The organism is Methanomethylovorans sp. (assembly GCF_041447285.1).
Lineage (GTDB): Archaea > Halobacteriota > Methanosarcinia > Methanosarcinales > Methanosarcinaceae > Methanomethylovorans.
In genome coordinates, this window is sequence record NZ_JBGMEB010000002.1 from 151,609 (window position 1) to 166,549 (window position 14,941).

The following is a 14,941-nucleotide window of genomic DNA, read 5'->3' on the forward strand; positions in this document are numbered from 1 at the left end:
ATGTATACACCTATAAAAGAGAGCCTACAAAATAAATTTTGGTTTGAATTATTTTTCAAATAAAATCTGGTCTCATTAACTTCAAAAGTCGAGAGCATCTACAACAAATCTGGCAAGAGCCGTACTTTTTTCTACATTTTTCATCAGCGTATCTGCAATGAGTATCTTGCATGCAGCATCCTTGAGAGCAGATATGCCGTAAGTATCTCTTTCATCCAGTATCATTATGTCCAGGATGTCGCCATAACAGTCGACAACACCGGCAGAAGAGACATCTAAACCCCTTGCAGTCATTAATTTTCCTGCAGGGCCGCTTACTGGCTCCTTTCCAATAATGGGACTTACTGAGATCACAGTTTTCTTTCTCAGCAGTTCTTTCATTCCTTTCAAGGCAAGTATAGGTCCGATGCTTGTGATGGGGTTACTGGGTCCTATAAGCACATATTCTTCCTTTTCCAGTGCTTCAAGGACAGCAGGTGAAATAGAGGCTTTTTCTATGCCTTCCTGAACCACTTCTATAACTTCAGGTTTACCATGTTCCTTTATCCAGAATTCCTGGAAATGCATTTTTCCTGCAGGTGTTGTTATCATCGTCTTTACAGGATCATCTGACATGGGCAGTATCTTTGAGCGTATGCCAAAAGCTCTTGCAAGTTCCTGTGTTGCTTCTGTGAGAGAATAACCTGCTCTTAAAAGGTCAGAACGCATGATGTTTGTAGCACGGTCCTGGTCTCCAAGCATCATGGTTTCGTTATGTCCCATTGATCTTAGAGCCTCGTAGGTCATGAAAGTATCATTTTTTATTCCCCACCACTTAGCCGTATCAAGTTTTCCGGAAAACAGGTATAGAACTGTATCTATGTCCGGTGTCACGAGGTTTCCTGATACCCACATGTCCTCTGCAGTATTCACAACAACAGTGATTTCCTCTTCAGGTAATATGTTCTTTAATCCTTCAAGAAGTTTGGGAGTTCCGGTCCCACCGGAAAGTACGAGCATGTATGTCCTCGGATAGTCCTTATAGAAATTAGTTATGATAGAGGAACAGCATTATAGGATGAGGGGATATTTAAACAATATGAATGTTGTTCGTGATCCCATTCACGGTTACATCGAACTCGATGAGCTTACGCTTTCTCTTATAGATACTCCTCCCATGCAGCGCCTGCGCAGGATTAGGCAGCTAGGCCTTTCAAACCTTGTGTATCCGGGTGCCAATCATTCACGTTTTGAGCATTCTCTGGGTGTAATGCATCTTGCGACCATGCTGACAAGGCAGATAGACTCAGTGTCCCAGCAGGAGAAGGATGAATTAAGAGTTGCAGCCTTGCTACATGATATCGGCCATGGTCCTCTCTCGCATGTATCTGAGAGTTTTATAATTCAGTATACACGGCAGAAGCACGAAGATATACTTCACTTGCTACGCAAGGGCGAGATCGCTGAAATATTGGAAAAACATGACCTTAGTCCCACTTCAATCCAGAAACATATCAAAGGCGAGACCGATCTGGGTAAGATCCTGAGCAGTGAGATCGATGTTGACCGTATGGATTACCTGGTAAGGGATTCATATTATACCGGGGTTGCATTCGGGTTGGTGGATCATGTGCGGCTTATTCATGAGATGCATTTCTATGAAGACAAACTGGTGGTAGGCTCAGGTGGTGTCAAAGCTGCAGAGTCTTTGCTTGTTTCCAGGTTCCTCATGCATCCATCTGTTTACTATCATCATGTTTCGCGTATAGCAGAAACAATGTGCATTAGGGCGATTGAAGAACTTATTAAGGACAATGCGATAAATCCTATGGAACTGCGGCAGATGGACGATGCTCATCTGTTACATATAATGCGTTCAACTGACGGATATGCCGGTGACCTTGCTCGGCGGCTTGAAGAACGGAGACTTTACAAAAGAGCTTTATATGTCGGTTTTGAGGAAGTTACAGAAGGCGTTTTGAAACACAGGGGCAACATACGTAGGATCGAAGCCGAAATAGCATCTATGGCTGGCATTGAACCCACAGATGTACTCATAGACATACCTCGTTCTCCTGATATCCCCGAACTTAAGGCGCTTGTGAAGCTCAATGGCAAGATGGTACGGCTGGACGAGGCATCTTATGTGGTGGCTACTCTTGAGCAGGCTCACTGGGATAACTGGAAGATGGGTGTCTACACGCCAAAGGAGTTCCGTGAGGAAGTAGGCAAAGCCGCAAGGGAGTTCTTTGAGGTTAAAAAGACCACAAAGCAGTTCAGGCTCACGGAGCTGTGATCATGATCGAGATAATAAAAGAAGTTGGCAGGGTGCAGCTTCTTCTAAAAGGCGAATCTGTAGACAAGGACATGTTCTTCGTACTGTCAGGCGGCAGGGAGCACATAGGTGCGGTTGCTATGGGCATCTATAACAAGGAAAGCGGACGCGCATCATCTTCGGTGATCAGCGCACCTGGTCACAGGGAAGATGAGATCGCCTTAAAAGGGGCAAGAAAGGTTAGCTCTGTTACTCAGAGTACAACAGTATTTATGGTCGGTATTCACGTAGATGACATAACAGTTGATGAGATCCAAGCCATTGTAAAGGCTTCTGAAAAAATGATCGACGATGTTATTGAGGTCATAAGATGAGCAAAATGGAAATAGTAGTTGGCATAAGTGGGGCATCAGGGTCTATTTACGGCATAAGGCTGCTTGAGATCCTTTCCAGGATGGATATAGTCACACACCTTGTTATAACCAGATCAGCAAGGCAGATCATAGAAATAGAAACTGACTATTCCGTTGTGGAAGTAGAGGATATTGCAAGCTATGTATATGAAGAACGAGAGTTCACTGCACCTATAGCCAGCGGATCACATCGATTCCATGGTATGATCGTGGCTCCATGCAGCATGAAAACTGTCGGTTCCATTGCAAATGGTATGTCTGATAACTTATTGGAAAGAACTGCTGATGTGTGCCTCAAGGAAAGACGCAGACTTGTTATTGTGCCGCGTGAGACCCCTTTGAACGAGATACATCTTGAGAATATGCTCAAACTCACCAGGGCAGGTGCTGTAATCCTGCCTGCATGCCCGGGCTTCTATTCCAGGCCGAAGACTATTGATGACCTTGTAAATTCCATTGCCGGGCGCGCTTTAGACCTCGCGGGAATAGACAATGAAGTGTATAAAAGATGGAAATGAGTTATGTTATCTCAGACCTTCATTTCCCATTTTCTAACCATTTTTAGTTCAAGTTTACATTTTTTAAGTGATTTCTTACGGAAGGTTTTTAACCTATAAGCTCCATTCCAGAGCTTACCCCCTTGGGATAGTAGGGTAGCCTGGTCCATCCTCGAGCGTTTGGGACGCTTGGACTGCGGTTCAAATCCGCGCTATCCCACCAAACTTCTTTTAAGACTTCTTTTTTATTGTTCATTCTTTTCAAGTTTACTTTTTCAATAGTTTAAATTTCAATTTCCACATGTCCTCTTTCTCCATTATTTCATACACAACTGAGCTCAGCGGCAACTGTACAAAAATAGAGTTATTTTTATATAATTAGTGTATATCTATTTGTATGGCGTTATTCATACACACTAAAATCTCAGTATCGTTGTTGACAACTTTTTTCTTCTTTTCGATCTTATTTGCCGGAATCGGTAGTGCAGCGACAATTTCTGTTGAAAATGTATCAGATAGTGTCACTGCCGCTGATCTGGTGAACATACTGCTTGGAGAAGACAGTAATGTTACTGTTTCCAATATCTCAATTACAGGCAGTAATGCGGCGATCGGTCACTTCAGTAATGGTGGCTCGCTGGGATTTGATACTGGTGTTGTAATGAGTACCGGTTTAATCTCGAACATATCCAATGATATGTCTAACTTCGCTGACACTAATAATAGTCAGTCAGGGGACAGTGATCTGAGTACGCTTGTCAATGATACTACTTTCGATGCCATTATTCTTGAATTTGATTTTGTCCCTGAAAAAAGCGGTATCAATTTTAATTATCGGTTTAGCTCTGAAGAAAATTTTACAGACGTGTATGATGATGCTTTTGGCCTTTTTGTAAATGGGGAGAATATTGCTCTGCTGCCGAATGGAAATCCAGTCAGTGTAATTAATATTGGAAATGGCACTTACTATGAGCCAGGTCCTCTTAATAATTGTTTTAATGGGTCCAGTATAATACTGACAGCTACAGCGGAAGTAGTACCAGATACTTTGAACCACATGAAATTTGCCATTGCAGACGCAAGAGATGGTGTTTGGGATTCTGGTGTTTTCATAGAGGGCGGTTCTTTCGTATCCAATACAATTCCTAACGCACCAGCATCCCCTATGTGTGAAGGTGAGACGAATCCAACAGATATAACAGATCTGACCCCTGAATTTAGCTGGACTTTCTCTGATCCGGATGCTGGTGATACACAGGGTGCTTACCAGATTCAGGTAGGAACAACCGAAGGTGGAAGTGATATGTGGGACAGTGGCCAAGTCACAAGTTCTTCATCAACCAATATCTCTTATGCTGGCTCCGATCTGGATTACAGTACTACGTACTATTGGAGAATAAGAACATGGGATAACAATAATGCTGCAGGCCCATACTGTGAAAATCAAACTTTCACAACTGCAGAAGAAATCCTCTCTCCTGTTGCCAATTTCACAGCTAACGTTACATCTGGTCCAGCTCCACTTGCAGTGAACTTCACTGATCTCTCAACCAACACACCCGCATCCTGGTTATGGGACTTCGGTGACGGGAGCACTTCAAATGATCAAAGTCCTACCCACACCTATACAAGTGGAGGCACTTATACCGTCAGTCTCAGTGCAACAAACACCGCTGGAAGCAACACAAGCACCCAAGTGGATTATATCACTGTAGTAGTAGCGACCAGAGTGAATGCTTCTCATACCTCAGTCACTTATAATGAAAACGACCATATTAATGTGGATTCTGGTATAACTGTTTCCAGTGACAGTTCTTTTACATCTGCCAGGGTTTACATTGGTGATGGTTATATTAGTGGCGAAGATTACCTTGCATATACAACTACTAACGGTATAACCGGAAGTTTTAGTGAATCAAATGGAGTCTTAACACTTACAGGAAATGGAGATGCAGCTGCATACCAGGCAGCTTTCAGGAATATTACCTATTATAATGTAAATGAAAACCCTAATACTGCTAACAGAAATATTACATTTGTATTAGGCGACAATGCAATTTATTCTCAAGACACCGGACACTACTATGAAAGTGTTTACGAAAGTTCATCGATCTCATGGACCAATGCAAAAATTGCAGCCGCATCAAGGACCCTCTCTGGAATGCAGGGATATCTTGCTACGATCACATCCGCTGAAGAAAATGCATTCTTGGGGTCAAAAGTGAGTGCAAACGCTTGGATTGGAGCAAGTGATGAGGCACAAGAAGGTCAATGGAAATGGGTATCAGGACCAGAAAATGGAACCCTGTTCTATAATGGGAACTATCCCGGAATTGCAATAGGCTATAATAATTGGGCCTCAGAAGAACCAAACGATTGTGGTACTGGTGAGGATTATGCACACATGTATGGAAATGAAGCAGGTAAAACTTGGAATGACTATCCTGATTCATCTAGTGTCAATTATTATCTTGTAGAATACGGTGGAATGGAAGGAGATCCTGAAACACTTCCACAGCTTACTGCCACCATTGTAATAAGTATTAACTCTATCAATGATGCTCCGACAACTCCCGGAGCTTTCACATCCCCTACAAATGATCAGATAAAGAAAGGTGGCCAGTCAATAAATGTCAACTGGGGTGTGTCTACAGACCCTGAGGGTGATGCTGTCAAGTATGATCTGTGGTTCTTCAATGGAAGCTGGACAAAGATAGGGAATCTGTTGAGTCTCAACAGTAAGACATTCACACTCCCAGCAGACAATACTAACAGTGCAATATTCCGTGTATATTCAAATGATACCCAGGATAATTCTTCTGCAAGGGATGTAACATTTACTGTCGATTCTCTGGAACCTGTGGTTACCTACGGTACAAATGGCAATATGACATATTCCAAAATTCATAGCACAACTGTAACAGGATCAGATGCTCTTGCAGGTCTTGCTCAGATATCTTATTCATGGACTCAAAGTTCAGATGTTGGGTCGGTATCCTCATGGACCAATTTTGTAAATGGCTCTACGTTAACTAAGGATACTGTCAACGGTGACTGGTATCTGCACATAAATTCTACTGATAATGCTGGTAATGTCAATTTTTCCGTATCTAATGTATTCAAGCTTGACAATGCTCTGCCTGTGATATATTTCGGTACTGATGGCAACGCCACTTGTGCACAGAGCCACAGCACTGATGTAACAGTGATTGATGCGCTTTCAGGTATCAATGAATTATCGTATGCTTGGACCAATGATTCCAATGTGAGTTCAGTCTCTGAATGGACTTCTTTTTTCAATGGTGATATCCTTACCAAAGACTCCGTAGAAGGTGACTGGTATCTGCACATCAGAGCTACTGACAATGCAAGCAATACCAATTACTCTGTGTCCACTGCTTTTGCGCTGGATAATACCCTTCCTATTATGAGTATCACAGGTAATCCGACCAGCTGGCAGAACACCAGTGCTACTATCAACGTAACCATAGATGACCTCTCGGGTGCATCTCTGGTAAAATGGGACAGTGGCATACTAGATACTACATATTTCAGCTCGAACGGTACGACTATAGCTTATCCATATTCGTTCGAGGTCTCAGAGAACGGTAATTATACTGTATATGCCATGGATGCAGTTGGTAATGAGAATGTCACCACCTTTACAGTATCATATATTGATACTGTGCTTCCGTCAATAGATCTTGAGCCGGCTGGTAACAGCACATACGCTAAGAGCCATGGTTCCACTATAACATCCCTGGACGACCTTTCCGGTGTGCAGTCCCTTGCCTATTCCTGGACCCAGAGTTCCAATGTGGGTTCAGTTTCCTCCTGGACTGCATGTAGCAGCGGTGATACGGTAACAAAGGGTTCTGCGAACGGCAACTGGTATCTCCATGTAAGGTCTATCGATAATGCTGGTAATGTCAATTATTCCGTGTCCAATGTATTCAGGTTTGATAATGGTTTGCCTGTGATACACTTCGGTACCGATGGAAGCGATACCTATGCGAAGAGTCACAGCACTGATGTAACAGTGTCTGATGCACTTTCAGGTATCAATCAGCTTGGTTATGCCTGGACCCAAGACATTGACGTGGATTCAGTATCCCAGTGGACATCTTTTACCAATGGAGCTACCCTTACAAAGAATTCGGGTGACGGTGACTGGTACCTGCACATAAGGGCAATTGATAATGCAATCAATACTAATTACTCGGTCTCTTCGAACTTCAGGCTGGACAACACTGCCCCTGAATATACCTGGATACAGAAACCTCTGAATGCAGATACAGGAGATAGTGTTACCATCGAACTGAACGTGACTGACGTGGATTCCGTTTCAGAGTGCACCATAACTGTTGACGGTGAAGAGCATCAGATGGACACCGATTCAGGCAACTACTTGTGGACCGTTGACATCCCTGCCAGTGATTCAGGATCACTCGTAAGTCAGGTGATCTATAGCTGCACTTTCAGTGATCTTGCAGGTAATGTGGGAAGCACAGGTGATATCCTGCTAAATGTATCCATTTTGCCCATCGCTGATTTCACGGCAAGCGCAACCAGAGGCAATTCTCCTCTTACAGTAAGTTTTGAGGATGATTCATCTGGTCGGGTAGAAGACTGGCACTGGGACTTCGGAGACGGCAGTACTTCTACAGAGCAGAATCCTGTCCATACATTCGGATCAGGTAATTTCAGTGTCAACCTGACAGTGACGAATAACAATGGCACTTCCAGTCAGCTGCTCAACATAAAGGCTGCTGAGCCACTTAACTGCACCACATCTCCGCAAGACTCTGACCCGGTTTCAATATACGCTGAAGAGAAGAACTTTAGCGTATCAACCAACATCCTCTCAAGCTTCAGCTGGTACATCGATGGTGAGCCAATAAGCGGTGATGGTGTTACCATATCCTCGAATGATGACGATTCCTCAACAGTCTCATTTTGTGCTATTAACACAAGTGAGTACATCGATCAGGATGATTTCTTTGTGGATGATTACAACATATCTGTTGTAGTAAGTAATGGAAGCACAGGTATGTCAGATACTTTCTCCTGGGACTGGACAGTAACGAATTCTTCTGTAGAGGACAGTGAGGATATCGAGTTTGTGATATCAACGACTCCAGATATCACTTCATCAGGGAACATGTCATACGTAGGATTCGACACGACTGATGACGAGAACATTGATAATAGTAATCTGACCGGAAGCATTACGTTTGTTTCCTTCAATACTCCGGGTAATGCTTCTAACCTCCGTATTAAGGTTGAAGTTCTGGACAAGTCATCATTGAATGAATCAGAAGCAGGATTCTCTCAGGACTCAGTGTACCAGTATCTTGATATTAGTTTCAATAACCAGACCCTTGTTGATACAACGGGTCTTAACAGGAGTATCGAGTTCAGAGTCCTGAACGAACGTGATGGTGGCTCCCTTGCCATAACTTCCGTCATACTCAAGCACTGGGGCAATCCGGCATGGGAAAGCTATGTTCCGGAACTGCTGAGCAATGATGGTACATATTCGTATTTCATTGTCCGCAATATTTCCGGTTTCTCGCCGTTTGCAATAACAGCAAACTACGAGTACTCTTCAGGCTCAGGATCGGGGTCAGGCATTGGTAAAGCCATTGCAGGTCTCTGGTCATCACAAGAAGATTCTGGTAAGACGGGAGGATCCACATCTTCTGGTCCGGCAGGTTCTGAAGTATCAACGAGTACAGGAAGCTCAACAGGTACTGAAACAGTAACCAGTGAGAACATGCAAACCAATGATGATATCCAGGTCACAGGTGATGAAGGTAGTAACAACAGAAGCAGCAACATATTTGCCGCTGGAACCGTACTACTAGTTGCTGCAGTATTGATTTTCTTCCTGTATAAAAAGAAGAGAGAAGAAGAGAAGTAACTGAAGAAAATATGTATCCCTCTCACCTTTAAAAAAGGTGGGAGTAATATTTTATTTATATTCTTTCTATTATATGTTTTTATTTTTCTTATCCATTTCTTTTTGCTTAACAGACGTTTAAATTTGTTGATGCAGCATCAGCTTTACAAAAAGCTGGTCTTCATATATTGCTGTAAGTCTTCAAAAAAGAATATAAGAATAACATCAGCTTTTCTATAGACCCATATTTTATAAGTGTTGACTGTAGTATTTTGTTTGATACGCTGAGGTACATACCATGGAATTTTGAATCTGGAGGAGCGATGATCCCGAACTACAAATATAAACCCAGGGTCTACTTTATTGCGACCTTTATAGTCACTTATATTCTCTGGTTTGCAGGGGCATATGTAAGTTTTCATGATGATAAAAGCGGAATGTATATGCTTTTTATGCTGCCCGGGCTGATGGCACCTTTTCTGATTTCGCTTGTCATGATCTTTACGTCTAAAAATTCAGATCTGAATAAGGATTTTGTCAACAGGCTCATCAATATCCGACTGATACGTCTAAAAATGCTGCCCACATTGCTTTTAATAATGCCGCTTACTGTTCTGGTATCTATCGCTCTTTCGCTTCCTTTCGGAGGATCGTTTTCACAGTTTCAATTTGCCGAAGGTTTCTCTTTTTCATCCGGATTTGTCCCTGTATTGCTTCTTCTGTTGCTTGCTGCGGGTTTTGAAGAACTTGGATGGCGAGGATATGCCTTTGACAGCCTCCAGAGCCGGTACACATACTTTAAAGCATCCGTAGTTTTCAGCATACTTTGGTCGCTATGGCATTTTCCGCTTATATTTGTCAACAATTCCTATCAGTATGAGATATTTCATCAGAACATCTGGTTTGGTGTGAATTTTTTCATCAGCATCATCCCCATGGGAGTGATCATCAGCTGGATGTGCATAAAGAACGGAAAAAGTGTGCTTTCTGCAATCCTCTTTCATTTTGTCATCAACCTCTCACAGGAGATACTGGCAATTACCCAAATTACAAAATGTATCGAAACCGTAGTGCTTATTGTTGTTGTCGCCATTATTATTGTACTGGAAAAAGATATGTTATTTTCCAAAGAGCACCTAATCCCAGAGGTTAAAAAATGACCAATAAACCTCAGGATCTCTATTCCAAATTCCTTCTTATCTGGATTGGGCAGTTTATCTCAATAATAGGTACTGGTCTTACTATTTTTTCCCTGGGTGTATATGTATACCAACAAACCAATACAGCTTCAAGTTACGTCTTCATACTCATCTGTGCTCTTTTACCGCCCATGTTGCTAAAACCCTATGGGGGCATATTGGCAGATCGTCATGACAGGCGCCTAATGATGGTATTTGGTGATCTTGGTGCAACTCTCGGGCTTCTCTTTATATTTTTCATGATGCTGAATGGCAACATTGAAATCTGGCATATTTATCTTGGGATTGGGATCAGTTCCATTTTTTCAGCTTTTCAGGAACCCGCTTACAAAGCCCTTGTCACTGACCTTCTACCCGAAACTCAATATGCCAAAGCAAGCGGATTAATGCAATTAGCAAGTTCTGCTCAATACCTGATCTCTCCGTTCCTCGCTGGTCTCTTATTATCGGTAATTGATATCAAATTTATATTTTTGATAGACATCAGCACTCTCTTGATCTCCAGTTTCATCGTTATCTGGGTCAGAAGTATCTTAGGCGGCATAACTCTAAAGCACCCCGAACAAAACATCATGGCTGACCTTAGAGAGGGCATTCAGGAATTTTCACAAATCAAAGGCGTAGTTCATCTGGTTATTACAACAATGCTCGTGCTCTTTTTTGTCGGATTGCTTCAATCCCTTATAATTCCAATGCTGCTCAACCTGACAACAGTAAAAATAGTGGGAATCTCCCAATCCGTCTGCGCTTCAGGTATAATTCTTGGAAGCCTGTTCATCGGATTATTCGGTAGCAAACACAAACATGTAATTATATTATCAATATCGCTATTTCTTTCTGGAATATTCTTTGCCGGTCTTGGATTATCAACGAATATCATTCTGATCACTCTGGCAGGATTTATGTTCTTTGCAACCTTGCCGTTCATAAACACCTCCATTGAAGTCCTGATCCGCAAAAACATTGAAAACAAAAAACAAGGTCGTGTGTGGTCTATCATTTCCATGGTCACATATCTTGGCTCATTCGTAGCCTTTTTAGTTGCAGGTTTTTTAGCAGATAATGTTTTCAATCCGCTTCTGGAAGTGGATGGCCTATTGGCTGGAACAGCTGGTTATATTATCGGAGTGGGAGAAGGCAGGGGAATTGCTTTGATGTTTGTGATCTCCGGGGCAATGATATCTGTGATCTCTTTGTTTATCTGGCAAAATAGAGAAATAAAGGGATTAGAAGATGCGGCTATGTAGACGCCCTCTCTCCTAAAATGTATCAACAGGATAAACTGGATAATTCTCATCAATATCGGAGAGTATACTAAGAATACTGGCACTGAATTCTCATAAGAATCTCGAGGATTTCTACAGGCTCAAATTGCACGCCTTTTTCTAATCAATTTAGGTGCCAATTCTTACGGATTTGCTCGAAAAAAGCTGCGTACTTCGGCATTGAATATCTCTGGTGCCTCTAGGCTGATCTCATGGCCAACGGCAGGTATGATCACAAGCCTTGAAGTTGGAATCTCTGCGTGCAGGTTCTCTGCAACGTTCAGAGGAGAACGCTGATCGGCTTCACCGTAAAGCAATAGTGTAGGTACTTTGATGGTTGGAAGCATGTCACGAAGATCGGCCTCAGCGAAAGAAAGCAGCATAGTTCTCATCCCGACTGGATGAAATTCGGACATAATCGCTGCTGTCTCCTCAATTACCTTGTTAGATACAGATTTAACGAAGAGCGTCGGAATCCACATCTTAACTACCTGCTCGGGTGGCAATTCGGATTGTTTAAGCCCTTGTTGCAAGCGTTGTTCTACTACATCGGAAGGAAGCGATCCCGACCATCCGGCATAAGCCGAAGCCAGTATGAGAGATCTCGGGATGGCAGGATATCGATGGTATAACTCAAGTGCAAGTCCGGCACCGAATGACAGGCCGAGAATATGAGGCTTTACTAAACCTATTTCCTCAATAAATGCAGCAAGGCAGTCTGCAAAATCAGGCAAACGGAAGGTCTCCGGCGGATCTGCTGAACGACCACATCCGGGTGCATCCCAAGCCACCACTGTAAATTCATCGGACAGTTCATCAAGCTGCCTGCGCCACATCCGGCTGTCGCTAAGGCCACCGTGTAGGAGCACAAGGGGCGACCCCTTGCCCTTCCGTTGGAATGCTATGCGTAATCCACCTATATTGACCTCATCCATAGATGTAAACCCATACCGAATCTGGCATTTCCTATGTTATATACTTTATGAGCAAACTTTGATACTCAGAAATAATATGCATTTGAAGTTAAATTTGAATTTGAAGAACAGTTATACACATGAGTATCACTGCACCGGTATTACAGGATCAGGTAGTGATCCTCTTATACAGTATCGGAAGCCTCTCTGGAAGTGAACTGGCATCATCTATTATTATGTATCCGGCATCAGAGAAAATATTGTCGAGATATTTGCCGGGATCTGGATCTACGGTTATGCAAAAGAAATTAATTCCCTTGGCATTGCATTCCTTTATCGCTATTCTAGTGTCCTCTTCAGCAATTCTTTCTTTGTATGCGCTTTCTCCCCGGGAGGTATCAAAGGGTTCGCCATCGGATAACAGTATTATGATCTTTGTTCTTGCATCTACTTTGTCAAGTTTTCTGATCGAATGGCGGATGGCAGGTCCGAGCCTTGTGTTGGATGCCGGTTCCAGCACACTAATCCTGCGAGCAACGTTGTCCGATAGTTCCTCATCGAACTCCTTTATGACAAAGTATTCAACATCATCTCTTGTCTGGCCGGAAAATGCGTAGATTGCATACTTGTCACCTATGCTTTCAAAAGCCTGTATCATGATGATAAGAGAGTCTTTTTCAACATCCACTATGCTCTTTTCCTCATAGCCTATCTTTTTATGGGTGGAATAACTGACATCTATAAGGAAAAGAGTTGCAACATCCCTTTCATGCTTGTCCCATCTTAGGTAGAGCCCGTCATCGGGATTTATCCCGCATTTCTTCTGTATCAGGGCATCGATGAATGCATCGATATCGATCTCAGTTCCATCGGTCTGTCCTTTCATCCTGCGGAATGCTTCCGGTTTCATCCTGTTGAATACATGCTTGATCAAAGCTATCTCATGCCTGTACTGTTCTGAAGCATCCTTGTAGTAATCACTGGACATGCCGAAGGGCTCTATCTCGTTGACCGTACACCAATCTGTTTTATAGTCATTTATCACGGTGTCCCATTCATTATACCTGTAACTGCCCAGTATCTTCCAGTTCTTGCTAGTAGCATAGGTGGGCCGGCGTTTGATCTCTTCTTCTGGCTCTTCTTTTTCTGCTTCCGGTTCCACTTCGCTTTTGGGGATGAAGCTTCTGATTATATTCTCATGTGGATCCGAAGAAAGAGAGCCCTTCTTACGATACGCCCCGATATCCACTCCGCGGTAATCGATATTCTTCAGGACCGTATACTCTTTCTGGCTTAATGGGCCGATCTGGTCATCAAGCATGGTATATATCCTGAAGGTCGTATCAAGGGAACCAAGGATGGATGATCTCTCATGGAATATTTTATCCTCTAGAAGGGTGCTTATCTCTCCCATAAGCTCCTCTGTTCCTTTATTTATCTTGCAGGCGGGTTCATGTCCTGTCGAGAGCCATAGCAGTGATTCCATGAACTCTTCAAGATCACCTTTTGGAGCAGGTCTTGTCAGAAGCATCTGGTATCTTATTCTCTCAAGGTCTGAGCGCACTCCTTTGTAGTGTTGCATTATCATGTACTCGATCCTGGCATCTTCCAGAATGCCAAGTATCGTTCCGGCCAGTGCTTTGTTAGGGAACAGAGCTATAACATCAGCAATGTCAATGAAACCCTCAGTTTGCACTCCAGACAGATAAGTTCTTTTCATAATGGTAGTGTACCGGTTTCTGATGTTTGCCATCAGTTCCGCTGCACTATCGCGTTCTATCTTGTGAGAACTGAACTGCACATGTCCGACCTCATGCATTATGCTCAGCTTGTATATCCTGAAGTTATCTTCAAGATCACCGTATCTCCTGATCCAGGGTGCAAGGTAGATGGTCCTGCCTGCGACCACAGGATTTATGGAATTGTTTTCTTCCTCCATCTGTAACATCCTTCGGGAAAGAATGTTAAAATTGACACCTGATAAACCAAGGGCATAGTACTTTAGAACGCTTACGATCTCATTGAGTGCCGCTGACCCGGTAAGCCCTTTGATGAATTCTTTTGAGCTCTCAGATCTCAGGGAAAAATAAGTTCTTCCCTGGAATGGTTCTTCTTCAAAGATAGCTATGCCGTTCAGAGCCCACTCTTCAAGTTCACCGATATCCAGGTCCTTTAAGAGGGAAGATGAATGGGAAAAATAATCGATTGCCAGCTCCTTGTCCAGGTCAAATATCTTTATGCCAATGCCAGCCCATTTCCTTATGCCTTCAGGCCCGATGTGCTGTGCTACAGGAAGAGCCTCAAAGAGAACCTCTGCAAGCATGAGGTCTTTATCAAGCAGCATGCGGACAGTTCTGAGAAGTTCACTACAATATATCGGGCTGCTCTTTTCCAGAACGCTGAGGAAGTTCTTGTGATAGTCCTTTTCCGGGAACCTTGATCCTATAAGCCCGACTATCTCGTCTTTAGTGGGATCTTTATCTTCCATATCCTTATC

9 protein-coding genes and 1 tRNA gene are annotated in these 14,941 nt (G+C 43.0%); 7 read left to right on the plus strand and 3 right to left on the minus strand.

Features of this window, described 5'->3' with window-relative positions; genetic code table 11:
* Window positions 1–81: 81 nt before the first annotated feature.
* Window positions 82–999 (minus strand): 2-phospho-L-lactate transferase, encoded by a 918-nt coding sequence (gene cofD, locus ACC612_RS01005; protein WP_371852592.1) that lies wholly within the window; start codon window positions 997–999, stop codon window positions 82–84.
* A 79-nt stretch (window positions 1,000–1,078) separates the two neighbouring features.
* Between cofD and ACC612_RS01010 the strand changes: the two genes are divergently transcribed.
* From ACC612_RS01010 to ACC612_RS01040, 7 genes are all read left to right on the plus strand, one after another.
* Window positions 1,079–2,275: an HD domain-containing protein gene (locus ACC612_RS01010; protein ID WP_371852593.1), complete on the plus strand. Its 1,197-nt coding sequence runs from the start codon at window positions 1,079–1,081 to the stop codon at window positions 2,273–2,275.
* A gap of 2 nt (window positions 2,276–2,277) precedes the next feature.
* On the plus strand, window positions 2,278–2,628 hold the full coding sequence (locus ACC612_RS01015; protein ID WP_371852594.1) for a hypothetical protein: 351 nt from the start codon (window positions 2,278–2,280) through the stop codon (window positions 2,626–2,628).
* 5 nt (window positions 2,629–2,633) lie between these two features.
* Window positions 2,634–3,185 (plus strand): UbiX family flavin prenyltransferase, encoded by a 552-nt coding sequence (locus tag ACC612_RS01020; RefSeq protein ID WP_371852696.1) that lies wholly within the window; start codon window positions 2,634–2,636, stop codon window positions 3,183–3,185.
* A gap of 124 nt (window positions 3,186–3,309) precedes the next feature.
* Window positions 3,310–3,387, plus strand: a tRNA-Pro gene (locus ACC612_RS01025).
* Between the two features lie 174 nt (window positions 3,388–3,561).
* The gene (locus ACC612_RS01030) at window positions 3,562–9,087 is read left to right on the plus strand and encodes a choice-of-anchor L domain-containing protein (protein ID WP_371852595.1); all 5,526 of its coding nucleotides are present in this window, start codon (window positions 3,562–3,564) and stop codon (window positions 9,085–9,087) included.
* Window positions 9,088–9,389: 302 nt separating this feature from the next.
* On the plus strand, window positions 9,390–10,226 hold the full coding sequence (gene mmrce1, locus ACC612_RS01035) for an MmRce1 family CPBP family CAAX prenyl protease (RefSeq protein ID WP_371852596.1): 837 nt from the start codon (window positions 9,390–9,392) through the stop codon (window positions 10,224–10,226).
* Window positions 10,223–11,512: an MFS transporter gene (locus tag ACC612_RS01040; protein WP_371852597.1), complete on the plus strand. Its 1,290-nt coding sequence runs from the start codon at window positions 10,223–10,225 to the stop codon at window positions 11,510–11,512. Before mmrce1 ends, ACC612_RS01040 begins: the two co-directional genes overlap by 4 nt.
* A gap of 161 nt (window positions 11,513–11,673) precedes the next feature.
* Here the strand turns inward: ACC612_RS01040 and ACC612_RS01045 are convergent, their stop codons facing one another.
* Window positions 11,674–12,399 (minus strand): alpha/beta fold hydrolase, encoded by a 726-nt coding sequence (locus tag ACC612_RS01045; RefSeq protein ID WP_371852598.1) that lies wholly within the window; start codon window positions 12,397–12,399, stop codon window positions 11,674–11,676.
* Between the two features lie 214 nt (window positions 12,400–12,613).
* A complete protein-coding gene (locus ACC612_RS01050) occupies window positions 12,614–14,932 on the minus strand; it encodes a nitric oxide reductase activation protein NorD (RefSeq protein ID WP_371852599.1) in 2,319 nt (772 codons plus the stop codon).
* Window positions 14,933–14,941 lie beyond the last annotated feature (9 nt).

What these genes read in the sequence shown, in the direction of transcription:
- cofD (WP_371852592.1), bottom strand. Translation starts at nt 999, where the DNA reads ATGCTCGTACTTTCCGGTGGGACCGGAACTCCCAAACTTCTTGAAGGA.
- ACC612_RS01010 (WP_371852593.1), top strand. Translation starts at nt 1,079, where the DNA reads ATGAATGTTGTTCGTGATCCCATTCACGGTTACATCGAACTCGATGAG.
- ACC612_RS01015 (WP_371852594.1), top strand. Translation starts at nt 2,278, where the DNA reads ATGATCGAGATAATAAAAGAAGTTGGCAGGGTGCAGCTTCTTCTAAAA.
- ACC612_RS01020 (WP_371852696.1), top strand. Translation starts at nt 2,634, where the DNA reads ATGGAAATAGTAGTTGGCATAAGTGGGGCATCAGGGTCTATTTACGGC.
- ACC612_RS01030 (WP_371852595.1), top strand. Translation starts at nt 3,562, where the DNA reads ATGGCGTTATTCATACACACTAAAATCTCAGTATCGTTGTTGACAACT.
- mmrce1 (WP_371852596.1), top strand. Translation starts at nt 9,390, where the DNA reads ATGATCCCGAACTACAAATATAAACCCAGGGTCTACTTTATTGCGACC.
- ACC612_RS01040 (WP_371852597.1), top strand. Translation starts at nt 10,223, where the DNA reads ATGACCAATAAACCTCAGGATCTCTATTCCAAATTCCTTCTTATCTGG.
- ACC612_RS01050 (WP_371852599.1), bottom strand. Translation starts at nt 14,932, where the DNA reads ATGGAAGATAAAGATCCCACTAAAGACGAGATAGTCGGGCTTATAGGA.